Source organism: Colwellia sp. 20A7, from assembly GCF_009832865.1.
GTDB lineage: Bacteria > Pseudomonadota > Gammaproteobacteria > Enterobacterales > Alteromonadaceae > Colwellia.
In genome coordinates this window covers 2,012,760-2,038,376 of the sequence record NZ_CP047130.1, presented here as the reverse complement: position 1 = coordinate 2,038,376, position 25,617 = coordinate 2,012,760, and the positions used below count along the sequence as shown (strand labels likewise).

The following is a 25,617-nucleotide window of genomic DNA, read 5'->3' as shown; positions in this document are numbered from 1 at the left end:
ACATCAAAAAACAATAAAGAAATATTGCTTTTTGATGTTTAGGTTTAGATTAAACTAAATCTAATAAAGCTAAGCTGAACTAAATCTAAACTAAACTTTCTTTTACTAACAAAACAGCGGTTTCATGATGAGCGTGCACAAATGATTTTATGTCTAGTTCAGATAAAACCACTTTTTCCTCAAGTGTATTTACTTGAACAATCAAATTAGCTTCTGGACAATATTCCAATACTGCTTCACAAATTAACTGCTTTCCTTTTAGTGTATGTACAGTCACTATAATGCTTTTAGATAGCTCTACTTTAAGTGACTCAAGCACTACTCGCTTATCGAGATGACCAAAGTAAGCATTGTATCCTCGTTTTCTAGCCAATAAAACATGTTGTAAATTGTCAGAGATGATCAAAAAATCAATCTCTTTCTTCGCTAATTCTTTTGCAACAATTCTACCTAAGGTAGCAAAACCACAAACAATCGTATGATTGCGCACATTTACCGGTGCAATTTTATCTGCTTCAAAAAACTCAACCACAAACAGAGATGCTATTTTGTAGATATTATTGATCATGAAAGGTGTTACCAGCATAGATAACACGGTAATCAATATAAGAAAACTCCCCAGTTCACTATCTAAAATATTCTGGTGTACAGCCAAGGCAAAAATTGCGAAAGAGAACTCACCTATTTGACATAAAGCCAATGCAGATTTTATGGCATCACTTTTATTGGCACTTTTTCTAATAATAAAATAGATAAGAACGGCTTTAATAATCATCACCAATAAGAGTATACCTAGCACTAGATATAAGTTGCTGGCAAAATAAAAAATATCTATTTTCGTACCAATAGAGAAGAAAAAGGCCCCTAACAATAAATCCTTATACGAAGAAATATCCGACTCAACTTTAATATGAAAGTTAGTTTCAGCAATAATCATTCCTGCAATAAAAGCACCTAAAGAATAAGTAAAACCCAACTCATGCGCCAATAACGAAGCACCAATAACAATGGTAAAAACGGAGCTTAAAAACAACTCTTCCATTTTCGCTGTGGAAGAAAAATGCAATAACCACTCAATTATTTTTTTACCTAAAGTAAACATAAAAACGATGATAGCCGTCGCATAAAGAAACGTTTTCAAAAGAATATCTGTCATCGACATTTCATTATTTGCTAAAAAGCTCATCAATAATAAAATAGGAATAACGGCTAAATCTTGAAAAACTAAAATGGCTACAGACTTTTCACCGTAGGGAGTAACGATATCTTTAGACTTTTTTAGATACGGTAATACGATGGCCGTTGACGATAAACTAAAAGAAAGGGAAATAATGACAGATGAAATAGTATCAAGTGAAAAAACATAATGTGCTAAAGCAAAAATAATAAGAGAGCTGCAAGCTACCTGCATGAAACCATTATAGAATATAAGATGTTTCATTTTATGAAGTTTAGAATAAGACATTTCTAAACCAATCGTAAACATCAGAAAGACAATTCCAAATTCACCAATTAAATCGAGTGATTGTAGGTCTTCACTACCGTTGAAATCAAAAATAAAACTTACGATTGTACCTGTAATGATATAACCAATAATATGGGAGATAGAAAACCGAGTTAATATTATATTTAATACACTTGCGAGTGCTAATGAAATTGTAATAATAACGAGTAGTGAGTCCATTATACTTCCTTAAATAAACCTCATGCCTCGCCTATTCAAATGAATAAATTGAAATAGAAAAACAGTAAAGGTAGTGTGGATATTATAATTGGTTGTACTACAAACGATTAAGCGTATTGCACACCAGAATAAAACTTTTGAAATAACATGATATATCAGCATGTTATTTCAAATCTATAACTTTCTTATTCTGTAATCAAAAAAACTCGTTTTCGTTATGTTTTATGGGTAAGCAGCTAGTAGTAATTAACTGTTGGTCATTAGCGGTAATGCGCTACTTTACATTTTTTACTTCTCAGAAATCCAAAGTTTTATATGACCTTGTACGACTACAACCTCATTACAGTCGTAAGCGGTAACAGGTACAAGAAGATCACCTACTTGCCATTGCTCAGGCTCTACTTGCGCGACACAACGTATATCTGATCCAGCCTTGGCCGTATAATCTAGTGACATACCTTTAGGGATCCATCGTAAATTTTTAGGAATGGAAGCTTCAGCCATAACACCCATCGCCATTTCCAAACCATTACAAATAGCAATAACGTGTACCGTTTTTATATGATTATGAACTTTATTGCGTTTTTTGATAAAGCATTCGCAATAGTTAGGTCTTAGCTCAGTAATCAAAGGGTTGATGGTACTAAAATAAGGTGCCATGCGAGCAACCATCATGGAGAATAACTTCTTCCCCATTGGTAAACGGGTTACCCTTTTATATAGCGCCATAACTTTAGTAGGTTTAGCTTGAGTAGACTTAGCTGTGGTGTCTTGCGCCATGATAGATTTCCTGTGTTAGTTTCATCTGGTCAGATGAGTTTAGCATTAATTTACCAAAACTCAATCAGCTTTATACACGTCGAAAATTATTTATGCTTAGTTTATGAATTAAGTAAACGATACAAATAAAAAAATGCTCTTAGAATAAAACAAGAAAAGGTATTATGCTTGATATTAAAACATTGCTTCCATGCAACGTTATTTTTGCCTACAAATAACGGTTAAATGTAGGCAGCAAAATTTAAGTAATTTAAATAAATTTATAGTTAACTTACGTTATTTTAAGCTTCGTGCTTGATGAAGTTTTTTATAACTTTCAATCAGTCTTAAATGTTTATCTAAACCTTCAAGCTTCATACTTGTTTTAGTCAAACCAAAGAATCTGATTTCACCAAACACTGACCCAACAACATTAGTCATGTGATCTTCGCCAAACATACGATTAAAGTTAGTGATAAAATCCTCTAATTCTAATTCGTCATCTAGCGTAACTTCGAGTACCGCATGAACCGCTTGATAGAATAAACCACGTTCAACCGTATTATCGTTGTATTGTAAAAACTCCCCAACTAAATCAAGCGCATCTTCCAATGCACCCAACGCAAGACAAATAAGTATCTTCAGCTCAAGAATCGTTAACTGTCCCCAAACGGTATTTTCATCAAATTCAATACCAATTAAAGTGCGAATATCAATGTAGTTATCTTGTTGGCTATCTTCTAAACGCTCAAATAAAGCTTGTAATGCATCATCGCTTAGCACATGAAGGTTTAAAATATCTTCACGATAATCTAATGCTTTGTTGGTGTTATCCCAAATAAGATCTTCCACCGGATAAACTTCTGAATAGTCAGGAACTAACATGCGACAAGCAGTAGCACCTAGTTGATCAAAGACAGTAGTATAAACCTCTTTGCCCATTGCTTTTAAGATAGCAAACAAGCCATCGCACTCTTCTTCATTTGTGCCAGAAAAATCCCATTCACAAAATTGATAATCGTGTTTTGAACTAAAGAAGTGCCAAGAAATAACCCCAGTTGAATCAATAAAGTGTTCAACTGCATTTTCAGGCTCTGATACTGCCATGCTATTAAATGTTGGTTTTGGTACATCATTTAATCCTTCAAAGCTTCGCCCTTGTAGTAATTCAGTTAAGCTTCTCTCTAATGCCACTTCAAAACTTGGGTGTGCACCAAATGAGGCAAATACACCGCCTGTTTTTGGATTCATTAACGTGACGCACATAACCGGAAATTGACCACCTAAAGAGGCATCTTTAACAACAACTGGGAAGCCCTGCTCTTCCAGTCCTTTAATACCCGCTAAGATACTTGGATATTTCTCAAGTACTTGTTGTGGTACGTCAGGTAACACAATTTCTTGTTCAATAATTTGTCTTTTTACTGCACGTTCAAAAATTTCAGACAAACACTGTACTTGCGCTTCAGCTAAGTTGTTGCCCGCACTCATACCATTACTTAAAAATAAATTTTCAATTAAGTTAGATGGAAAATAAACTGTCTCACCGTCACTATGACGTTGATAAGGAATAGAACAAATACCACGTTCAACATTACCTGAGTTAGTATCAATTAAGTTTGACGCACGTAGCTCATCTTCAGGGTTATAAATGCTTAAACAATAGTCATCTAAAATCCCTTCCGGTAAGGCATCATTTGTAGCTGGTTTAAACCATTTTTCATTGGGGTAATGAACAAAATCACTCTTTGCAATGTCTTCGCCAAGAAATTGATCGTTATAAAAGAAGTTACAATTAAGACGCTCGATAAACTCGCCTAATGCTGAACAAAGTGCACTTTCTTTTGTTGACCCTTTACCATTAGTAAAGCACATAGGAGAAGCCGCATCCCTGATATGTAAAGACCACACATTTGGAACAATATTTCGCCATGAAGAAATTTCTATCTTCATACCCAAATCAGCCAGAATGCCAGTCATGTCTTTAATGGTTTGTTCAAGTGGTAAATCTTTTCCTAAAATATAGGTACTACTATCAGCTGTAGGCTGCCCCATCAACATTGCCTGAGCATCTTCTTCTAGGCTTTCAACCGCTTCTACTTTAAATTCAGGTCCCGATTGCACAACTCTTTTTACTGTACATCGGTCAATTGAACGTAAAATACCTTTTTTGTCTCTATCAGAAATACTTTCAGGTAATTCAACCTGAATTTGGAATACTTGATTGTAGCGATCTTCAGGGTCAACAATATTATTTTGTGACAAGCGAATATTTTCAGTTGGTATATCACGCGAAGAACAATAGACTTTGACAAAATAAGCAGCACAAAGGGCTGATGATGCAAGAAAATAATCAAAAGGGCCTGGAGCTGAGCCATCACCTTTATAGCGAATAGGTTGATCAGCAATGACGCTAAAGTCATCAAACTTAGCTTCCAATCTAAGGTTATCGAGAAAATTAACTTTGATTTCCATGAAACGTTTCCATATTTTAGTGTTGTAATAAAAGTGTTTGGATCGTCTCAACTGATGAGAGTGCACCGAAACTATTTAGCATCTTAATATTTAATGAGTGTAATTATCGGATTTTAGCCGTATTAGCCTTAAAAATAACAGAAATTGACTCAATATTTGTATAAGTAAGTATTTATATAAATATTATACGCGTCGAATCAACTTACGTTAACTACTTGCTCGTTTAATTAGTGAGAACTTATATGCAGAAGTATACCATTAGCACCCTTTGAGTTTTCAATTCATCAACAAAACTATTATCGCTAGAATAAAAAGTTCAAAATGTTACTATCTATTAAATTAATTACAGTTATCTGACAAAAAATTAGGGCAGTTATGGAATATATAACACGCGAATTAGCGCAAAATAAACACATAGCGCTTGTTGCACACGACCATATGAAAGAATCATTACTCGATTGGGCTGAAGTGAGATTAGACATATTAAAAAATCACAAGCTTTATGCGACAGGCACAACGGGAACTATGCTCTCACAAAAATTAAAATTACCAATTGAAAGCTTATTATCAGGTCCGATGGGCGGCGATCAGCAACTTGGCGCTAAAATCGCAGAAGGAAAAATAGACATACTTATTTTTTTGTGGGACCCAATGAATGCTGCTCCCCATGATCCTGATGTAAAGGCATTATTACGACTTGCAGCAGTTTGGAATATACCAGTAGCAACAAATTTAGCAACGGCAGACTTTATTTTAGATTCATATCACCTTGATAAAGTTTATCATGCTCGTATACCTGACTATAAAGGCTATTTAGCAAGAAGAACCTAACAGTCATTAGCACTTTTTTCATATCAGGTAGCGCCCTTTTCATGTTAATATCTATTTATGACAGGCTCTATAGTAAAATAGTATCAAAATTGCGCTATGGTATACTGCACATCTACATTTGGATTAGCTCGCTAACCAAATATTAAAATATAAAGTCGATCCAAGGTACCCAATGAAAAAAAAATTTTTATTAACTCATAAAACAATTAAGCCAGCAAGACTTATTGATGCAATTAAGCACGAAGTAAAAAAGTACATTAAAAGAGAACGCAATAAAAAACTACCTGATGACGCTGACTTCTGGGACTTTGATTGTAAATATGGTCACACTAAAGAGGTAGCCGATGTTGTTCATATGTCTACACTTAATAAGTGTATTGATGATGCAGCACAACATGACCTAGAAAGCTTCTACCTAGAAATTATTGCAAAGCCGGCAATTAGAACATCAATGCCAATTGCAGACGAAGAATAGAAACACTTGAATTGATGGCGAGCATTTCTGAACTAGAATTCTCGCCATTTTGAGTTTAGTAATCCCGCTTAACCTCGATCTCCTCAGATAAATCTCGGTCATACTGAGTAAAACCCGTCATTCTGAACTTGATTCAATATCTCACGTATTATTCAACCACACGCATGAGATTCCGTATTAAGCGATCAACGGCATGACGCCGCCCGCCTGAACACCCGTCCGTCATTCTGAACTTAATTCAAAATCTCGTTTTTATTCAACCATACACATGAGATTACGTATCAACATACCTATGGAATGACTAAATAAGACGAATAAGTAACGACAAAATAATACATACAGGAGATAACGAAGTGTTTTGTATTTAATGGCCTATGAAGTATATGGTGTGACCTATAGAATATGACAATAGAATGCAAAAATCGCACATAGAAAAGACTCAGAAATATACAAAATAAAAAAAAGCGCCAAAAGGCGCTTAAAAGGGAGATTCAACAAAATCTTTTACAGGGTCGGGCGTTAAAGGCTCTCTATGCTAGTTAAGCATAGCTAAGCGCATTTCTTGTTGTCTTTGAAAAGCGTCTTGTTCACGTTCAACATATTTAGTCCATTGCTGTGCTGTCTTTTTAATTTTAGGCAATTTCTCTGCATGCTCAAAAGCTTCTAATGATGCATCAAATTCTTTTAGGTTAAAATTTGCCATACCTTTAGCAAGATACATATTACCGAGATAATCAGCTGAACCTTCACTTTTCGTTATCGCTTTATCGGCTGCGCTGATAGCTTGCTGCCATTGCTCTGCATTCAAATATGTTTGTGCTAGTAATGCATCATATTTACCGTCATCAGCTAACTCAGTTAGTTTTTTTAACGTTTCAATGGCCGACATTGTTTCTTTAGCACCTAAATATGCGCGAGAAAGTAAATCTAAACTTTTCTCTTGTGCAACTACAGTGCCTTGTTCAATAGCTTCATCTAACAATTTTGCCGCTTTAAAAGGCGCACCATGAAATTGATAGAGTTGTGCAAGTGTCATTATATCATTTGATTTAGTAATGTAGCCGGCTTGATAAGCTGCTTCCATCACAGCAACTTGCTTATCTTCTTTTCCAACTTCACCATACATACCTGCTAACTGTAACCAATATTCCGGCTTGCTATATAAACGCACAAGCTGTTCCATCACTTCAGTTACTTGCTCAGGCTGATTCAACTCATAATGGGTAGCACGTTTTAAAATAAGCCAATTTTCTTTCGGTGTTTTATTATCAATTTCCGCTACTTTAATCGCATTTTCAATATGCATTAAACTGTCAACAAATCGTTTATCTTGGTAATAAATTTGAGCAAATAACATTTCCTGACTAGAGGTTAGTGGTTTTGAGTTAATTTCTTGCCAAGCCTTTAAATGTGTTAATGCCGAAGAATAATCTTGGTTTTGCATCGATAGTTGCGCAAGTGAAAACCGTGTTGAAATAAGTAAGCTATCTGGAATTGAACTTTCGTCACGAATCACTTTATTAAAGTTAATAATCGCATTTTCTACATCATCATTAGCATAATGCATAAAACTATAAAAATTATATAACATCGCTTGTTCATAGCTATTTAAACTATCAAGTCGCTCTTCAACTTCAGCCAACACAGCTATTCCTGCAGGTATATCACCTTCATCAGCCAGTTTTTGTGCTCTTGCAAGTTGTGTGTAAACACGGTTTCGCATCGCCGGAACTTTTTTACTTTCACGGTAACTTTTATATTCTTGCTTTGTTTCTTGTTTAGCTTCTTGTTTAGTACTGGCTGAATTACTTTCGTTAGCTAATACTTGGTCTGATGATAAACATGACATCAAACCTAGCGTTGAAGCTAAAAATAAGGAAATTTTCACTTTCATTTTAACTCTCCTTTCATTTATATATTAAAAAACACACTTGCTTATATTGTGACGTTTACTTTATCCGTCGATTTCAAAACTGATTTTGTTTTGAACACCAGCTACCGACATTGCGACACCATCTACAACACGTGGTTTATATTTAAATTTAACCACAGCATCTAATGCTGCTCGGTCAAAAACACCTTCAGGCTCTGCTTGCACTACAATAGGACTTGTTACAGCACCTGTTTTAGTAACCGTAAACTCAACAATCACATAACCTTCAATACCTCGTGATTGCGCTCTACGTGGGTAAACTGCTGCAACCTTTACAATAGGTAAATAATCACCATCACCACTATCTAAATTCAAACCACCTGACAAACCTATATCTGATTGAATATCAGCAGCAAAACTACTTTTAGTCGCGTTTGCGTTAGGGTTACTCTGCTGCATAGGAGGTGTTGTCATTGGCGGTGGCGGCTCTTTAGGCTTAGCTGGTTTTTGTACTTGTCGTTCTTTTTTAACAACCGATTCGTCTTTTTTTAAACGAATAAAGTCGAGCACGTTACCTTTCACTGGCTCTGACATAACATCATTACCACCAGCAATAAGATTTTGCATTCCCCAAAATAATAAAAAGGTCATACTTAACGCCAACGCACCTGCGATAACATATCGAACACCACTGCGCACAATTACTGTAGTCACTTAATATTCTCCAACGTTTACTACGATTCTTGCGCAGCAATCGATACGTCAAACACACCAGCGGCGCGCGCTGAATCCATAACTTTAATTAAAGTATCTGTTGTTGATTTTTTATCTGCTTGAATAACAACGGTACCTTGTGGGTTCTCAGCTTTTAATCGCTCAATATTGGCTTGTACACTGCGAATATCCACTTTACGTTTGTTGATCCAAATATCACCTTTATCACTAATGGCAACCAATATGTTCGCGCGTTCTTTTTTGACCGCTGTTGCAGCCTCTGGACGATTCACATCAATACCAGCTTCCTTAACGAAAGAGGCAGTAACGATGAAGAAAATTAATAAGATAAACACCACATCCAACATTGGAGTCATATCTATTTCTTCTTTTTCTTCCTGCGCTTGTATCATTTTATTTAAGTGACGCATGATTTTTCCTAATAGTTTATCTATGTGGTACTAGCCAATAATTATTGGCTAGTACGTAACTTTATTGTATTTAGTGATTTGCAGTTAAAGAATCAGCTAATAGCTCGGTTTCTTTCTTAGCATTTCGTTTAATCCAGGCTACGGTAAAAACACCTGATAATGAGCCAACCATGCCAGCCATTGTTGGTATTGTTGCTCGTGATACACCTGAAGCCATTGAACGAGCGTTGCCACTACCTGAAATAGCCATTACATCAAAAACCTCAATCATGCCGGTTACTGTCCCTAATAAACCTAAAAGTGGACATAACACAACCAACGATTGAATTAAGCTAATATTTCGATTCAGCTTAGTTGCACCACGTGAAATCAATGCAGTTCTGATTTGCTCACTATTCCATGAAGTTTGATCTGCTCTGCTTTCCCATGTGCTAAGCAAATGCTTTTTAACACTTTTATAACTTAATGAGATAAATACAAATCGTTCAAAGATCATTAACCACATGATGAAAATAACACAGCCAATAACGGTTAATACCTGCCCGCCTGTATCCATAAACTCTACAATAGCGTCGAACATTTCGGTTAAGGCAATCACGTTTTATGCTCCCTGCCCTGCTAACTCTGCATTTTCAGAGCGCTGAGCAATTATACCGGTGCTTTCTTGTTGTAAAATATTGATAATATTTTTACTACGGCTATTCAAGTAAGCGAATATGAATACCATTGGAATCGCCACAACTAAACCAAGAACCGTTGTAACTAAGGCTTGAGATATACCGCCAGCCATTAATTTAGGGTCACCTGTACCAAACAAAGTTATCGCTTGGAAAGTATTAATCATACCGGTTACCGTACCAAGTAGACCGATTAACGGTGCAACCACTGAGATGATTTTAATAAGCGTTAACATGCTAGATAGCTTTGGTAACTCACGTAATATCGACTCAGAAAGTTTTAATTCTAGTGTATCGGTATCTAAGCCTGGGTTATCGTCTTTAACTTGCATAACACGGCCTAACGGATTGTCATTTGACGCAACATCAGACTTGAGTTGACGATTAACTTTAGCGCCTACAGATATCAAGTTAACTAAACGTATTAACGCGATTAATAAACCAACTGCGCCAATGGCAAGAATGATATAACCAACAACACCACCTTGATCAATACGCTCTCGTGTGTCTGGTGCTTGAACAAGTAAACTTAAAATTGAACCACCTGTTGGGTCTAACGCAAAAGCGGTTGTTTCTTTGCTTGTTGTTAAGGCATCAACTGTTGATAAGTAACGGTTAGCAGGTTGTCTAATTAACTCAGCAACACTGCCTGTTTCATCGATATATTCTAAATATTTGCCATTAGCAACTAAGTTAAAACCACCAACACGCGTAACGTCTGTCATTGTGCGTTCGCCATTTGCCAGAACAATTTCACGATTAAACGTACTTATTTTACCGCTTTGTGTCATTTCACGTTGTAGTTCAAACCACAAACGTTCTATTTCTTCAATTGAAGCTAACTTACTGGTAGATCCCATACTTTGCGCAAATTGATCTAAAAACTCGCCACGACCAGGAATTTGCGCCGAAATAACAGAAGTTTGAAATTTACTACGGGTATCACCTGACACTTGCTGCAACACACCAAATAATTCTTTTAATTCACCTAAACGTTTATCAAGTGCTTCAGTTTTATTCGCTAATTGAATTTCATTATTAGCAAATGTTTTTTCTAATTCACCACTTAACGAAATCGCAGAATCTCTTTGATTTTTAATATCATTAAGCATTGCCTGCTGTTGATTTACCTTCGCTTTAAACTCAGCTTCTCTGTCTTGATTTTGCTTCGATTGAGCTATTTTACCTTGTTCAAGCTGACTTAATAAATCATCAAGATTAGTCGCTTGTTGCGCCATACTTGCGCCACTTGCCAGTGTTAATGAAAGCGTTACAGCCGTTATTGCTTGTTTGCTAAAAGTTGTTAACGATTTAACAGTATTAATAATAGTCATGTTTGTTACTCTGCTATAGCTTGGCTTGTGTGTTGGTCAATGGCACCATGATTAAGTCCGGTGCTAGTTGTTTACGTGCAATACGAAGGGCTTTATTTACACCTAAACGGTAGTCTTGTGAAAGTGTTTGCCATTGGCCACTTGCTTGGTCCCATTGACCTAAACGACTTCCATCACGTGTTTGATAAATATAACTTACACGCCCTACTCGTAAAAAGTCGACATCCATCTGTTGATTCTCAACCGTTAACTGACCACTGTAAGATTCAATAGTACGACCGTAATCAACCTCTATTTGATAGGCTTCTAAAACACGACGAAATTTTTCGGCAACAGAGGTATCAGCACGAACCATCATGTCATTTAAGTCATTCAGCCTTTTACTACGCTCTTCAGGTAGAAAAGGAACATCAAGTTGCACAAAGCTCTCTAAGGTAGAAATCATACGCGCCATTAAAGGCGATATTTGACGTTCAATAACACTTACTTCTTCCATAGACTTAGCTAACTGAGTTAATTCAGCCACTTGATTATCTAATTGAAGTTGCATTTGTAAGTTGTAAACATTCAACCCGTCTAACTCTTTCGTTACGGTATTAAATTGTTGTAATTTGGTTTGTACTTGCTCTGTAAAGCCATTCACTTTAACTTGTGAATTAACCGCAGACTGATTAATTTGTTGTCCCGCAGCAACCACTTCATCTAACTGTTGTGGTTGGTTTTTTTCATTTGCTATAGCACTTGTATGTAACAAGCTGCTAGCACTTAAGCTAAGCAATAAGCTTGCTTTGGCAAGTTGTGATAACTTCATGGATTTACCTATATCTTGTCATAAAATAATTGTGACAAAGTCTACCCAACAAATATGACAGTTAAGTTATAGAAATGTGACAGTTAGGTTGCAGTAATATTTCACTTTTATGAATTATTTAGGAGGTAAATATTTTATCTCTATAAAGCACCCATTTAATGATCCACTTTATTTGCTTATTAATTATGACCAAATAATGTGCAGTATCACTTTAGAACATTGAAATTGGTATACCTAGTTGGTATGGTAGGTTGGTACACCAAAAAGTAACAAAGAGTAAGAGGGGAGATTGTAAATATAATAGTTATGTTTACTTCATCATTATTCTTTTTATGAAGAATAAAAATCAAACAAAAAATAATTTAAGAGAACATTATGAATAACATTCGAGTAAAACAAGCTATCTTATCTTTAACAGTTATACCTATTTCTGTCGCCATGCTGATGTCATGCGCAAGTAATGGAGATAACGAACAATCTAGTTTTACTCCTAAAACAATTGCTGAAATTCCAGCAGATAAATTTGATTTATCACATTGGAAAATGAATGTACCCGTCGATTTAAACAATGATGGTAAAATTGATGAGATTTCAGTAATAAAAATGCAAAGCTACTCGCACCCAGATTTCTTTTATCTTGATGAAAATGGCTATATGGTTTTTGCCGCACCAAATAAAGCAATAACAACGGCAAATTCAAGTAATACACGAAGCGAATTACGTCAAATGGTTCGTGGTAGTAATACAAAAATAAAAACAAGTTACCCGGGTAACAATTTTGCTATTGCAGCACACCCATTATCTGAACGTTTTGGGGCGGTAGGCGGTAAAATGGAAGCGACCTTAAAAGTCGATCATGTTGCACTAAGAGCTAAAAATGGTAATAAGCCTGCGGCATACTCTGTTGTAGTAGGACAGATTCATGCTGGAAAAGACAAAGCATTACAGGCAAAAAACTTAGGTTTTGGTGCAGGGAATGAGCCTATAAAGATTTATTATAAAAAATGGCCAAATCATGAAAAAGGCTCTGTCTTTTGGAATTATGAAAGAAATCTAGCTAAAAATGATCCTAACAGAACAGATATTGCTTTTCCTGTTTGGGGAAATACTTGGAAAAATCCAAATGAGCCAGGCGATAGCGGTATAGCACTTGGAGAAGAGTTCAGCTATACAATTAACGTACACCAAAACATTATGTACTTAACGTTCACTTCACCTGGTAAACCAACGGTAGAGTACAATGTAAACTTAGCAAATAATGTTGATGCAAATGGCGAGATCGATTCTAAAGATAACAAGTGGGGCTATGCTGGTGACTGGTTATACTTTAAAGCCGGTGCTTATAATCAATGTAGCACTAAAGACGCGCAGGGCATGTGGTATGCCGCTTGTTTAGGTACTGGAGACTGGAAAACAGATAAAGCAAATGGAGATTATACGCAAGTTGCTTTTAGTTCATTAGTTCTTAGTGACTCTCTTGCGCCTATTACGCAATAACGTTATCAATAATTTTAATCAAATAACTTTATTGAAACAGCTGGGTTAATAAGTTCCTTCCTTAATATTTTAAAATAAAAAAGCACGTTGATTAATCAACGTGCTTTTAACTTGGTTCAATTTAACTTAACGTAAACCCTGTTACATCAGTAATAGTTAACTAGAAATCCCATTTTAACGCGACTTCAAATTGAGTACCTTTCGTCTCACTTTGTATTAGCGTATCTTCAAATTCTATCGCTTTATCTTCACCCAATATATTTTGTACTTTAAAGGTTACTGTTGAAGAGAATGTAGGATAATAAGTATAAACCATATCAAGTGAATGAAATGGTTGCTCGTATGCATCATCTTTACCTTCAATACCTGGTATAATAATACGTTCGCCAAACACGTTATAAACTAATGTAGCACTATGATAGCCATTAGGTGCATCCCAACCTAAATTGAAATTAAGTACGTACTCCGAATGACCAGTCATTCTGCGTGTAGGGTTTGTAATACTGGTAGATACACCTGTTTGTTCAACAACACTTTGTGTATTAATATTAATTTCAGAATCACTTAACGTAACGTTACCAGACAAGAAAAGGTCGGCACCATTTACGGGGCCTAAATCACCTAAGAACGTAAAGTCTTTCAAAAACTCCATTTCTATTCCGTATACATAGCCGTCTTCAGCATTAGCAATACGAATAAGTGATGGACCATCTTGTGAAGGTGACTGTACAGATTCAATTGGCATATCCATATCTTTATAGAATAAACCAACCGACAAGTTCTCACCTGTTTCCATATACCATTCCCAGCGCAAGTCATAGTTAACTATGTCTGTGCTTTCCACACCTGGCGTTCCACCAATAGGGAATCCTGTAAGGGGATCAATATAGGTTGCAGGGGCAACTTCACGAAGATCAGGACGTATTGTTGTTTGACCGACTGAGGCACGAAATTGCACTTGATCGTCTACAATATAGGTTAGTGCTAAAGCGCCAAAGAATTCATCTTCTTGAAAAGCAAGATCTGCTAAATCGGCTTCTGTTGGTTGTGATGGTAAGTCAAACTTTCCTGTTGCCGGGTCAAGCGGTGCAACCACTTGTCTAAAGTCTTCATAACGAATACCACCAACGACGCGCAACTTATCATTAAAGAAAAAATCAGCTTCTACGTAATAAGCATCAATCATTTGTCCTGAATAATAATCATCACCCGCAATTGACGTATCACGCATAATATTGTCATTACCACTTAATGGGTAATTTAATATAACATCATCGGTTAGTATATTATTTAGTTGGCTACCCGTTAAATCCAGATCACCTAGCGCTAACGTATTAATATCAACACGTCTTGCAAATGCTTCTCTTGATTTTTTAACAAAGTTACCACCAAACTTTAATTCAACTTCAGTACCAGAAAAAGCTAACGGTAAAGATAAATTATAGCCATAGTTCTCTACTTCATCGTCTAAATCTTGAAAGGTATAACGAGTAGAAGTACTTGCTTTTCTTAATGAACTTTCATTGATGTAATCAAAGATTCCGTCTTCTGGTTGTCCATTATAGCCGTCAGAAATAATATAACGTGTTTCTATATTGCCTGGCGCATAACGGTTAGAACGTGCATCGGAATAAAACCAATCAACCCCTAGTCCCCACCAGTCATTTAAATTGTGCGTACCACGCAATTGATTGGAAATCATTTCACGTTCTTCATAGATAACTTCGCTATCGCGTATTCTTAAGCCATCACTCAGTAAAACGTTGTTTGTATTCCCTCGCTTGTCACTCACTTGATCACGAGTATCATGTAAAATTAGTGAGGTAAAATCGATACGGTGGTTGCGCATGTATTCTAAGCCTAAGCTCATCATGCCAGAAAAACGTACGGAATGTTCAGTCGTATCTACCTCATCAAAACCACGTACTAAAGACCAAGCTCCGTCAGATCCTTTAGTATAATCTTGACCTTCGTAACCTTCTGATACTTCCCATTTATTGTCATAAGAAATCGAAGATAGAAAACCTAAACGAAAATCATCAAAATCAAACTTATTACCAAGTGCTATATCCAACCCAGTATTTGGGTTAATACTTGCGCTTTTAGGATCATAATCACGATTAAGCTGACCAGCAACTAAACGGTTTTCGTCTTGGTCTAAATTGTTGATTGATGTATAGCTATTCCATAATTGTGTTAAATCGTCTGGCGCAGCTCGCGTACCGTCATCGATACCATACCAATCGTTTCCGCCACCATTGTATGTCAGTCCATCATCAAAGTTATTAGTGTTGCCACCAAGTTTACCTTTCATGTTGAAAACGAAATCTGTCGGAATAGTTTTTAAACGAACATCAACATTACCACCAGCAAAATGCGCCGGCATACTTGCAGAGTAAGATTTTTGTACTGATAACGATTCAATAATACTTGATGGAAATAAATCTAATGGTATTACTGTTCGTGTTGGATCAGGACTAGGTACAGCAGCACCGTTTAATTGTGTACTTGAAAAACGCTCACCAAGACCACGGACATAAATAAACTTACCATCAACAAGTGTTATACCTGTTACACGACGAAGCGCTGCGGCCGCATCTGAATCGCCTGTGCGAGAAATTTGCTCTGCACCTAAAATATCGGCAACAAAAGCTTGGTTTTTACGTTCTTGCATTACGGCACTTGCGGTACCTTTTAAGCGACTAGCTTTGACCACAACTTCTTCAATGGCCTCGTTATCGTCTTCTTCTGCTATGGCTTGCCCTGTCGTTGCCATCAAAGCAATTGTTAGAGAAGATAAAGCAAAAGATTTAAACTTATTATTCATTGTAAACCTCATGAATTAGGTATTTGAACATTAATACCAAACTAATCAATAACGTCATTCAATTAACCAGTTTGGTATGAAATGCTGTAGTATAAAAATGATTGTGCTACAGCATTTTAATTAGCTAGTCTGTTACTCTAAGCCTACAGTCCAGCCAGCAGTCCAGTTGTTTCCTTCCGTTACCGCACCAATGTGATTGGCGTTGTCAAAGAAAGCATTACCTGTAAAATCTTTCGGGGTTGTTGTATCAATAGTGAATATACCGTTTAGTACTGTACCCATACTTTCAGCTGTTGAGTTTTCATCATTTTGATTAAGAACCCAGTCTTCAGCGTCAAGTAATACCGTGCCATCCGTTGCTTTTGAATCTTTAAAGTTTTCATCACAAGCAAATACTGAATTTGAAATAACCGTATCACCGTTTGATGCTTGGTCTGTTGTTACAGTAGAGCTACCACCTTCAAGTTCTAAACATTCACCCATACCTGAAGTACCTGTCACAACAAAGTTATGTAGTTGTGCTTTGGTTCCTTCACGAAGGTATATACCTTCAGACGCTTTATCAGGCGTATCAAAACCATTACCGATAATTGTCATGTTAGCAATTGTTGGATTAGATTGAGGTTCTTTATTAGGCGTTGAACCGTCGTTATCCGCTTCAATTGCACGGTTAGCTTCACCGTCATTATCTGCATGTTTCACTAGTACATATTGTAAGTTACCGCGATAGCCATTATCCCAGTCAACACTGTCATCTTTGTTTCCTGTCAGTACTAAATACTTAGCATTAACAGTACCACCGAAGAATTCAACACCATCATCTGCATTTTCATGTACTTGGATATATTCTACTGTTGTGCCTGAGCCTACACCGCCAAAAGTAATACCATTTAACTCATTATCTGGGGCAATTTCATAACCGGCATGTTTCACAACAACATAACGTAATGTACCTGAACTGTCTTCATCGTCAGTGCCACCAAATACGCCACCTTCAGCTACACCTTCAACTTGTAATGCACAGTCACTACCGTCCGTTGGACATTTATTTGATTTTGCATTACCAAGAATAACAACACCGCCCCATTGACCCGAGCCAGTAACACCTTGAGCAATATCTTCACTTGACGTAAAAGTAATTGGGTTAGTCGCAGTACCATTCGCTTCAATAGCTGAATCACGGCTAATTACCAGATAATCACCACCTGAACGACCATAAACTGTAGTACCGGGTTCAATTGTTAAAGTCGCGCTATTAGCTTTATCTTCACCAATAAATACCGGACCATTTAACGCATATAAATTATTTGCAGTTAAAGTTAAATCATTGGTGATTTCACCGGTTAATTGACAGGTTGTAGTAACGCCATCAATTGGGGTAATTGGCGTAGTACCCGTTGGACAGCCTTCAGCTTCAGATTCAGCAGTTGCCGTTACAACACCACCACCAAAGCCAAATGCCCAACCTTCGCGCCAATCATTAGTGCCATTTAATGCGCCAACATAGTTAGTAGTATCAAAAAATGCATTTTGAGTATTAGCAACATCTTGACCTGCATTAGCTGCAATAAGTGGCGAGTCACTATCAGGTATACCTGATTCACCAATTAAAATTGATGAGCTAATGCTATTTGACGATTCAGCGCTAAACCAAGCTTCCATGTCAAAAGAAGTAGAATCTTTAAAGTTTTCTCCTTCACATGACATAATGACATTTTCCATCACGATTTTACCGCTATTAGCATTATCTACCGTGATTCCAGCTTCGAACTCTAAACATTCACCCATTTCACTTGGGCCAGTAATAACAGTATTAAATATTTTAGCTGCCGTTCCTTCACGTAAGTAAATGCCTTCAGAATCTTTATCAGCTGTATCGAAGTTATTGCCAATAATAGTCATATTAGAAATTATTGGATTAGACTGTGGTTCTTTACCTGGGTTGCTACCATCATTATCTGCTTCGATAGCGCGGTTAGCTTCACCTGAATTATTAGCATGTTCAATATAAATATGCTGTAACATACCTTTATAACCATTATCCCAGTCAACACTGTCATCTTTGTTACCTGTTAAAACTAAATGTTTCGCGTTAACAGCACCACCAAAAAATTCAACGCCATCATCGGCATTGCTGTGTACTTGAATATAATCAACAGAGGTACCTGAACCAACACCACCAAAAGTGATACCGTTTAATTCATTGTCTGGGGCAATTTCATAACCCGCATATTTAACCACTACATACTTTAACGCGCCTGAATCATCTTCCCAATTAGTGCCGCCAAATACTGCACCTTCACCAACACCTTCAACTTGTAGTGCACAATCACTACCATCAGTTGGACATTTATTTGATGGTGCATTACCTAAAATAACTAAACCACCCCACTGACCTGCATCAGTCGTTTCGCCTTGAACATCTTGTAATGATGTCATGATGATTGGGCTAGTTTTAGTGCCTTCAGCCATGATTTTCGCATCACGGTGAATAACTAAATAATCATTACCTGATTGACCAAAAACTACCGTACCTGGTTCAATTGTTAATACCACATCATCATCACTACGTGATTGTAAACCACCAACATCTACACCACCGCTAAGGGCGTACATAACAGCATTACCATTACTATCGTTAGCTACTAACGTTGTGCTTTCTGTAATTCTTGTATCAAGTACTTGTATTTGAACATCAAAACCTAGCGCAGCAGAAACTTGTGTGCTTAATGCAGAATTCGATTTACCCGGTAACACTTCATCAGGTGTCGTTGGAGTAGTTGGTGATGGATTAGTTACAACTGTATCACCGACTGAATTATCTACATTTGACTCAAGATTTATATCACCACCACAAGCAGATAGACCAAGAGATAAAGCCGTTACAATAGCAATATTGGTTGCGCTGTGTTTAAAGATCTTATTCAATTTCATGTTTCTCTCCGAAGAGTTAGTTGTTTTATTAAAGGACTAATTAATTTTTCCAACATGCTACAAGAGAAAAATGACAGAAATGCTTTAGAAATATGACTGTTTCTTTACAGTTATATTTCATTTTAATGACAGCAATGACTAGTCAAGGCCTGCAAGCGTTATCTATATTTCATTTAAAGGAATAATAAATACCAGTTTATGCTGAATTACACTTGTCATTAATTTGAAACATGAATTCTTTACTGTTTTACTTTTATAAATACCCCTTAACTTTATGAAGTCTATTAATGAAGTTTATCGAGAAAGCGCTAAACTGGTTATCGTTTAACCACAAAGTATTACAAGAAGCTCAGATATTAGTGTCCATTTATTAGAACATTTGAGGTTTTGGGGAATATATTCCAGTAACATGGATGAGGTGTATCGTGTTCACATTGCTAATGTAAGTTTAATAATTTATGCGAAAAAAAACACCCTTCTTGACACCAACTATCGCTATTTTAATATCATGCTTTTAGCTGCTTAAAATTGACATGCTTACATACAGTGCCAGCGGTGTACGTGAAGGATTACTTTATCAACTAAGGTTTAAACAATAACAGTAAATAATTTTGAACAAATAAAAAAGGCTGTTAATAAACAGCCTTCTTATTTATCTTGTCTCAATCAGACAGATATATTGTTAATTTACAATAGTATTAACCAGCATGAACAATACGTTTTGTTATTAAGTTATCAACAACACTTGGATCCGCTAATGTTGAAGTATCTCCTAACGTATCAACATCATTTTCAGCAATTTTACGTAATATACGACGCATAATCTTGCCTGAGCGTGTTTTAGGTAAACCTGGTGCCCATTGAACGTAATCAGGTTTTGCAAAGCGACCTAGCTCTTTCGCAACAAAATCTTTTAGCTCTGCATTAAGTTCATCTGACTCTTGCGCATTTGCCATCAAGGTAACATAACAATATACGCCTTGGCCTTTGATTTCATGAGGATAACCAACAACAGCCGCTTCAGCAACAGCTGGATGAAGTACTAAAGCACTTTCAATTTCAGCAGTACCTAAACGATGACCTGAAACGTTTAGGACATCGTCAACACGACCAGTGATCCAATAGAAACCATCTTCATCACGTTTTGCACCATCACCAGTAAAATAATTACCTGGGTATTGACCTAAGTAAGTTTGATAGAAACGATCATGATCACCATAAACGGTACGAAGTTGTCCTGGCCAGCTAGCGGTCATTACTAATAAACCTTGGTTTTCACCTTCAAGGGTATTACCGTCTTTATCAAATAATGCAGGTTGAACACCAAAGAATGGTTTACCTGCACAACCAGGTTTCATATCTACTGCACCTGGTAGCGAAGTAATTAAAATGCCACCTGTTTCTGTTTGCCACCAAGTATCAACAATTGGACAATTACTTTTGCCTACAACCTCATAATACCAATGCCAAGCTTCTGGATTAATTGGCTCACCTACTGACCCTAGTAAACGTAATGAAGAAAGATCATACTTCTCAACAAATTCATTACCTACACTCATTAACGCACGAATAGCTGTTGGTGCAGTATAGAATACATTTACCTTATGTTTTTCACATACTTGCCAGAAACGTCCAGCATCAGGGTACGTTGGTACACCTTCAAAAACTAAAGTGGTAGCACCGTTTGCTAATGGGCCGTAAAATATATAAGAATGACCAGTGATCCAACCTGCATCGGCAGTACACCAGTAAATTTCGCCTTCTTGATAATCAAACACATACTTATGTGTCATTGCTGCATATAAGATATAACCACCACAAGTATGTACAACACCTTTTGGTGTTCCAGTAGAGCCTGAAGTATATAAAACAAATAGTGGATCTTCAGCATCCATAATTTCAGGTTCACATACCGCTTCTTGTCTTGCTACAGCTTCTTCGTAATTAATATCTGTTTTTTCATTCCAAGCAACATCACCACCCGTGCGAGCAACAACAATAACAGAGTGAACTTGAGGACATTCTGCAACAGCAGCATCAACATTCGCTTTAAGTGGAATATGCTTACCACCACGTAAACTTTCATCCGCAGTAATAACTACTTGGCAATCCGCATCCATTACCCGAGCTTTAATCGCTTCGGTAGAGAAACCACCAAAAATAACAGAATGAATAGCACCAATACGAGCACATGCTAGCATTGCATAACCTACTTCAGGAATCATCGGCATGTAAATACAAACACGATCACCTTTTTTAACGCCACGTTCTTTTAGTAAATTAGCAAAACGACAAACATGATCATGAAGCTCTTGGTAAGTAACTTTTAAATCTTCACTCGGGTCATCACCCTCAAAAATAATCGCGGTATCATTTGCTTTAGTCGCTAAATGGCGATCAATACAGTTGTAACTTACATTAAGTTTACCACCTGAGAACCAGTTGATTTCAGATTTTTTCAAATCAACTTTACTTACGCTATCCCAAGGTTGATACCAGTCAATAAATTCTTTTGCTTGCTCACCCCAAAAAACATCAGGCTGTTCGATAGATTGCTTATACATAGCATCATAAGTTGCGCTATCAATATGAGTATTAGCTTTTGCTTTTTCTGATACGGGGTAACAAGGTTTTAATTTATTCATAAGTTATTCCTTCTTGGGGGTTAGCACCCAATATAATAATTTTTATTTTTTACTTTATGTAAATAAGTAAGATTGTGTTTATGCTAAGTATTTTACGTTGGTTTGCATATACGCCTTTAGTCTTAACCAAATACCCCTTTAGTTGGAAACTATAACAATAGTACAAACTTTAGGCATACTTTCAAAATCTTCTATCTAACGTTTTTATAGGCTACAGCCACTTTATTTTAAAGCTTAGAGTAACATTGACAATAGGAGCTGACAATATCAGAACTTTGTCAGTTTTTGTGTTATAAAATAACTGAATGTTAATTATACAATTAATGAATTGCTGAAACTGATAGCTATAAAACCGCCTACCCAAATAAGTTAGTTCTACATTGAGTAATTTATCAAAAAGGCAAAACACATCAAACAACCTTAAAATATTTTATAAGAAATTAGCTTAATAACGTTATCAACTAAAAGGTAGTTGCAATCCCTAACGTCAGCAGTAATCAATAAATCAACTTGAAAAAAACCTAGTGCTATTATTAAGAAATAATAGTAAAAAATAAGGGTGAAAACTCATTTTATAACGCCCATAACTAAGGATTGATAATTACTCATCTAAACTGACATAATTGAAATGTTGAACGCTAAAGGTGTTTAAAACCGCCCTTCTACCAAAGAACATACTCCAACTCAAATAGCATAAATAAAAGACACTTCCCGGTTTTTTTTGAACGAAATGTATACAGTAAAAATCCATCAAACAATATCCAGAAGCAATAATTTGTATCATGAGTATTAATGAAATGAATAGTATTTAGCCAGCTTTTGTATATCATTTTAGCTAGGTTTTGCTAGAATCTGCAAAAAATTAAAACCTCCTCTTACTCAAAACCTAGAGAATAAACATGAAACAACTTTTATTCATTTTAGTGGCACTACTGTTTTTACCTAGTGTTGCCTTTGCATCTGATGCTGCGCATCAAACCTTAGATTTAACCTCTCATTGGGTTGGTTATGCTGCGATAGCTATTTTTGTGCTTGCTTACACTTTAGTTATTTTAGAGGAACAATTACACTTAAGAAAATCTAAACCCGTGTTACTCGCTGCGGGATTAATTTGGATACTCATTGCCTATCATTACGTCTCTCAGGGAATGCCACATTCTGCTGAAGTTGCTATTCGTCATAACTTTCTTGAATATGCTGAGCTCTTTTTCTTCTTGCTTGTTGCAATGACATATATCAACGCCATGCTAGAGCGTAATGTGTTTGATTCACTGCGTGATTGGTTAGTTGCAAAGGGGTACAGTTATAAAACACTATTTTGGTTAACGGGTATTCTCGCTTTCTTTATTTCTCCTGTTGCTGATAACTTAACTACAGCTTTAATTATGTGCGCAGTTGTTATTGCTGTTGGTAAAGACGAACCTAAATTTATCGGCATGAGTTGTATTAATATTGTTGTTGGTGCAAATGCTGGTGGTGCATTTAGCCCGTTTGGCGACATTACAACATTAATGGTTTGGCAAAAAGGCATGGTTGAATTTAATGAGTTTTTCGCGTTATTCCTTCCTGCCGTTGTTAACTTTTTCATCCCTGCTTTTATTATGCAGTTCTTTTTACCTAAAGGTAATCCATCAGCTGAATCAGAGCACGTTACCCCGATTAAAAAAGGTGGTTTAGTGATTGTTGCTTTATTCCTTTTAACTATTATCACTGCGGTATCGTTCCATACATTTATCCATTTACCACCAGTATACGGAATGATGCTTGGTCTAGCATACCTGAAGTTTTTTGCTTACTACCTTCGTAGATCAGGGCAAGGCGAAATAGATAAATCTGACATGCCAACAAGCCATCAAATTGAAGATGATTTTGATATTTTTGATAAAATAGCTAAAGCAGAGTGGGATACATTATTCTTCTTCTACGGCGTAATCTTAGCTGTTGGTGGTTTAGGTTTTATTGGCTATTTAGGTATCACATCTGAATTTATGTATGGTCAACTTGGGCCAACTAATGCCAATATACTCGTGGGTATTTTATCTGCGATTGTTGATAACATACCGGTAATGTTTGCGGTCTTGACTATGAATCCTGAAATGTCTCATATGCAATGGTTACTAGTAACATTAACAGCGGGAGTAGGAGGTAGCTTATTATCTATTGGCTCTGCTGCTGGTGTCGCATTAATGGGACAAGCGAGAGGTTACTACACTTTCTTTAGTCATCTAAAATGGACTCCTGTTATTGCGTTAGGTTACGCTGCCAGTATTTATACACACTTATTAATTAACGGCTAAAATTGTAACAATTTCAGATAACAACATTCATAATTAGTTGTTATGATTAAAGCTTCTATTTTACTTTAAAGTAATTTAGAAGCTTTTTTTATATTCATAAGTATCGTTATCATAAAAATTATTAGGAAAAAAATGAAATTTTTAAGTGATTTAACAACTAGTTCCAAATCTTGGTTATTATTAACCCTTTCTGCCTTAGCTTTCGAGTTATGCGCTTTGTTTTTTCAATATGCGATGGACTTAGCACCTTGTATTATGTGTGTATATCAACGCCTTGCAATTTGCGCAATTATTGTCGCGGGTGTTGTTGGCATTGCCGGCTCACGTTTTTTACTCGCCAGGATAATGGCTTATGCTTTATGGGCCGTTGGTGCTATTTGGGGCTTACTAATAGCGTTAGAACATGTAGAAATGCAAAGCAACTCAGGGTCATTATTCTTTAGTTGTGAATTTATGCCTAATTTTCCAACATGGGCACCATTACATGAATGGCTCCCATTTTTGTTTGAAGCAACCGGCAGTTGTGGAGATATAGATTGGCAATTTTTAGGTTATAGCATGCCACAGTGGATGACTGTTGTATTTGGTTTTTATACACTCGCTTTTGGCATCATCTTATTAAATAGATTGATACACAGCAAAAAGCTTTAAAACCTTACCTATTTAACTAAAATAGCGCTTATCTAACGATAGGCGCTGCAACGCCGGCAGCAACATAAGGAATAACTTGCTTAATAACGCCAGCAATATCTACTTGGCGGTCGAAGTCATTTAACGCAATATCAATTAACGCGTCGCTTGAAGACATAGTAAAAACAATAGTCCCCATCGTAAAATGTAATCGCCAAAACATTTCTTCTGCGCTCAATTCTGGGTAAGCTTTGTGAACAGCATTGGTGAAATTAGTAAAAACATTTGGATATTGGGTTGTCAAAAACCATCTTAAAAAGCCTTGGCTATCAGTATAACCTCGACCTAATAATTGTAAAAATATACTTGTACCATTGTCTTTAAAAGTATTTAAATGAAGTAAAGGATCAAGAAAAGCAGAAAAAACATCAATTAAACTTGGTTTAGCCTCATCTGAACACAGTGTTCCTAATGCAGACTCTAACCGAGGGCTTAGTTCATTCATATACCGAGACATAACGGCTTTGATCAACTCTTTTTTAGAGCCAAAATGATAATTTACTGCTGCTAAGTTTACTTCCGCTTGGCTGGTAATCTCTCTTAACGATGTTCCGTTAAAGCCTTTGTCAGAAAATAGGACTTCTGCTGCATCTAAAATTTTATTTTTTGTACTCATATTTCTTTTTACCAAAACGCTAATAATATTAAAATTCAAACAAGCGT

At 36.3% G+C, this 25,617-nt stretch carries 19 protein-coding genes; 6 read left to right on the top strand and 13 right to left on the bottom strand.

The features are described 5' to 3' along the window. Positions 1-85: 85 nt before the first annotated feature. The 3 genes from GQS55_RS08850 to GQS55_RS08840 all read right to left on the bottom strand — a co-directional run bounded on the left by GQS55_RS08850 (position 86) and on the right by GQS55_RS08840 (position 4,918). Entirely contained in the window at positions 86-1,684 is a 1,599-nt protein-coding gene (locus tag GQS55_RS08850) for a cation:proton antiporter domain-containing protein (protein WP_159819824.1), read from the bottom strand. Between the two features lie 288 nt (positions 1,685-1,972). Further along, a complete protein-coding gene (locus tag GQS55_RS08845; RefSeq protein ID WP_159819822.1) occupies positions 1,973-2,464 on the bottom strand; it encodes a hotdog fold domain-containing protein in 492 nt (163 codons plus the stop codon). 276 nt (positions 2,465-2,740) lie between these two features. Further along, positions 2,741-4,918, bottom strand: coding sequence for an OsmC domain/YcaO domain-containing protein (locus GQS55_RS08840; RefSeq protein WP_159819820.1), 2,178 nt, complete (start codon positions 4,916-4,918; stop codon positions 2,741-2,743). 375 nt (positions 4,919-5,293) lie between these two features. Here GQS55_RS08840 and GQS55_RS08835 point away from each other — a divergent pair, with 375 nt between their 5' ends. Next, on the top strand, positions 5,294-5,749 hold the full coding sequence (locus GQS55_RS08835) for a methylglyoxal synthase (RefSeq protein WP_159819818.1): 456 nt from the start codon (positions 5,294-5,296) through the stop codon (positions 5,747-5,749). A 172-nt stretch (positions 5,750-5,921) separates the two neighbouring features. Then, positions 5,922-6,224 carry a DUF6172 family protein gene (locus tag GQS55_RS08830; RefSeq protein ID WP_159819816.1) on the top strand — a complete coding sequence of 101 codons (303 nt, stop codon included), beginning with the start codon at positions 5,922-5,924 and terminating at the stop codon, positions 6,222-6,224. A gap of 535 nt (positions 6,225-6,759) precedes the next feature. On the opposite strand, the gene GQS55_RS08825 is transcribed toward GQS55_RS08830, so the two are convergent. The 6 genes from GQS55_RS08825 to GQS55_RS08800 all read right to left on the bottom strand — a co-directional run bounded on the left by GQS55_RS08825 (position 6,760) and on the right by GQS55_RS08800 (position 12,064). Continuing rightward, the gene (locus tag GQS55_RS08825; protein WP_159819814.1) at positions 6,760-8,118 is read right to left on the bottom strand and encodes a tetratricopeptide repeat protein; all 1,359 of its coding nucleotides are present in this window, start codon (positions 8,116-8,118) and stop codon (positions 6,760-6,762) included. Between the two features lie 60 nt (positions 8,119-8,178). Beyond that, on the bottom strand, positions 8,179-8,748 hold the full coding sequence (locus GQS55_RS08820; protein ID WP_159822678.1) for an energy transducer TonB: 570 nt from the start codon (positions 8,746-8,748) through the stop codon (positions 8,179-8,181). 83 nt (positions 8,749-8,831) lie between these two features. Then, positions 8,832-9,242, bottom strand: a complete 411-nt coding sequence (locus GQS55_RS08815; RefSeq protein ID WP_201294601.1) for an ExbD/TolR family protein — start codon at positions 9,240-9,242, stop codon at positions 8,832-8,834. Positions 9,243-9,312: 70 nt separating this feature from the next. Continuing rightward, complete coding sequence (locus GQS55_RS08810) at positions 9,313-9,840, bottom strand: MotA/TolQ/ExbB proton channel family protein (RefSeq protein WP_159819812.1); 528 nt, start codon at positions 9,838-9,840, stop codon at positions 9,313-9,315. 3 nt (positions 9,841-9,843) lie between these two features. Beyond that, positions 9,844-11,253, bottom strand: coding sequence for a MotA/TolQ/ExbB proton channel family protein (locus GQS55_RS08805; RefSeq protein ID WP_159819810.1), 1,410 nt, complete (start codon positions 11,251-11,253; stop codon positions 9,844-9,846). Positions 11,254-11,266: 13 nt separating this feature from the next. After that, a complete protein-coding gene (locus GQS55_RS08800) occupies positions 11,267-12,064 on the bottom strand; it encodes a DUF3450 domain-containing protein (RefSeq protein ID WP_159819808.1) in 798 nt (265 codons plus the stop codon). Between the two features lie 375 nt (positions 12,065-12,439). Between GQS55_RS08800 and GQS55_RS08795 the strand changes: the two genes are divergently transcribed. Further along, positions 12,440-13,561, top strand: coding sequence for a polysaccharide lyase family 7 protein (locus GQS55_RS08795; RefSeq protein WP_236559805.1), 1,122 nt, complete (start codon positions 12,440-12,442; stop codon positions 13,559-13,561). A gap of 160 nt (positions 13,562-13,721) precedes the next feature. Here GQS55_RS08795 and GQS55_RS08790 read toward each other — a convergent pair whose 3' ends face one another. After that, positions 13,722-16,388, bottom strand: coding sequence for a TonB-dependent receptor domain-containing protein (locus GQS55_RS08790; protein WP_159819806.1), 2,667 nt, complete (start codon positions 16,386-16,388; stop codon positions 13,722-13,724). Between the two features lie 132 nt (positions 16,389-16,520). Beyond that, positions 16,521-19,322: a hypothetical protein gene (locus GQS55_RS08785; RefSeq protein ID WP_159819804.1), complete on the bottom strand. Its 2,802-nt coding sequence runs from the start codon at positions 19,320-19,322 to the stop codon at positions 16,521-16,523. A 337-nt stretch (positions 19,323-19,659) separates the two neighbouring features. Here GQS55_RS08785 and GQS55_RS19990 point away from each other — a divergent pair, with 337 nt between their 5' ends. Further along, a complete protein-coding gene (locus GQS55_RS19990) occupies positions 19,660-19,848 on the top strand; it encodes a hypothetical protein (RefSeq protein WP_442872193.1) in 189 nt (62 codons plus the stop codon). Between the two features lie 172 nt (positions 19,849-20,020). Here the strand turns inward: GQS55_RS19990 and acs are convergent, their stop codons facing one another. After that, positions 20,021-21,967: an acetate--CoA ligase gene (acs, locus tag GQS55_RS08775; protein WP_159819802.1), complete on the bottom strand. Its 1,947-nt coding sequence runs from the start codon at positions 21,965-21,967 to the stop codon at positions 20,021-20,023. 899 nt (positions 21,968-22,866) lie between these two features. Here acs and nhaD point away from each other — a divergent pair. Together nhaD and dsbB are read left to right on the top strand one after the other, a co-directional pair. Continuing rightward, the gene (nhaD, locus tag GQS55_RS08770; protein ID WP_159819800.1) at positions 22,867-24,264 is read left to right on the top strand and encodes a sodium:proton antiporter NhaD; all 1,398 of its coding nucleotides are present in this window, start codon (positions 22,867-22,869) and stop codon (positions 24,262-24,264) included. A 132-nt stretch (positions 24,265-24,396) separates the two neighbouring features. Then, entirely contained in the window at positions 24,397-24,915 is a 519-nt protein-coding gene (gene dsbB / locus GQS55_RS08765; RefSeq protein ID WP_159819798.1) for a disulfide bond formation protein DsbB, read from the top strand. A gap of 28 nt (positions 24,916-24,943) precedes the next feature. On the opposite strand, the gene GQS55_RS08760 is transcribed toward dsbB, so the two are convergent. Further along, on the bottom strand, positions 24,944-25,570 hold the full coding sequence (locus GQS55_RS08760; protein ID WP_159819796.1) for a TetR/AcrR family transcriptional regulator: 627 nt from the start codon (positions 25,568-25,570) through the stop codon (positions 24,944-24,946). Positions 25,571-25,617: the final 47 nt, after the last annotated feature.

What these genes read in the sequence shown, in the direction of transcription:
- GQS55_RS08850 (WP_159819824.1), bottom strand. Translation starts at nt 1,684, where the DNA reads ATGGACTCACTACTCGTTATTATTACAATTTCATTAGCACTCGCAAGT.
- GQS55_RS08845 (WP_159819822.1), bottom strand. Translation starts at nt 2,464, where the DNA reads ATGGCGCAAGACACCACAGCTAAGTCTACTCAAGCTAAACCTACTAAA.
- GQS55_RS08840 (WP_159819820.1), bottom strand. Translation starts at nt 4,918, where the DNA reads ATGGAAATCAAAGTTAATTTTCTCGATAACCTTAGATTGGAAGCTAAG.
- GQS55_RS08835 (WP_159819818.1), top strand. Translation starts at nt 5,294, where the DNA reads ATGGAATATATAACACGCGAATTAGCGCAAAATAAACACATAGCGCTT.
- GQS55_RS08830 (WP_159819816.1), top strand. Translation starts at nt 5,922, where the DNA reads ATGAAAAAAAAATTTTTATTAACTCATAAAACAATTAAGCCAGCAAGA.
- GQS55_RS08825 (WP_159819814.1), bottom strand. Translation starts at nt 8,118, where the DNA reads ATGAAAGTGAAAATTTCCTTATTTTTAGCTTCAACGCTAGGTTTGATG.
- GQS55_RS08820 (WP_159822678.1), bottom strand. Translation starts at nt 8,748, where the DNA reads ATGACCTTTTTATTATTTTGGGGAATGCAAAATCTTATTGCTGGTGGT.
- GQS55_RS08815 (WP_201294601.1), bottom strand. Translation starts at nt 9,242, where the DNA reads ATGCGTCACTTAAATAAAATGATACAAGCGCAGGAAGAAAAAGAAGAA.
- GQS55_RS08805 (WP_159819810.1), bottom strand. Translation starts at nt 11,253, where the DNA reads ATGACTATTATTAATACTGTTAAATCGTTAACAACTTTTAGCAAACAA.
- GQS55_RS08800 (WP_159819808.1), bottom strand. Translation starts at nt 12,064, where the DNA reads ATGAAGTTATCACAACTTGCCAAAGCAAGCTTATTGCTTAGCTTAAGT.
- GQS55_RS08795 (WP_236559805.1), top strand. Translation starts at nt 12,440, where the DNA reads ATGAATAACATTCGAGTAAAACAAGCTATCTTATCTTTAACAGTTATA.
- GQS55_RS08790 (WP_159819806.1), bottom strand. Translation starts at nt 16,388, where the DNA reads ATGAATAATAAGTTTAAATCTTTTGCTTTATCTTCTCTAACAATTGCT.
- GQS55_RS08785 (WP_159819804.1), bottom strand. Translation starts at nt 19,322, where the DNA reads ATGAAATTGAATAAGATCTTTAAACACAGCGCAACCAATATTGCTATT.
- acs (WP_159819802.1), bottom strand. Translation starts at nt 21,967, where the DNA reads ATGAATAAATTAAAACCTTGTTACCCCGTATCAGAAAAAGCAAAAGCT.
- nhaD (WP_159819800.1), top strand. Translation starts at nt 22,867, where the DNA reads ATGAAACAACTTTTATTCATTTTAGTGGCACTACTGTTTTTACCTAGT.
- dsbB (WP_159819798.1), top strand. Translation starts at nt 24,397, where the DNA reads ATGAAATTTTTAAGTGATTTAACAACTAGTTCCAAATCTTGGTTATTA.
- GQS55_RS08760 (WP_159819796.1), bottom strand. Translation starts at nt 25,570, where the DNA reads ATGAGTACAAAAAATAAAATTTTAGATGCAGCAGAAGTCCTATTTTCT.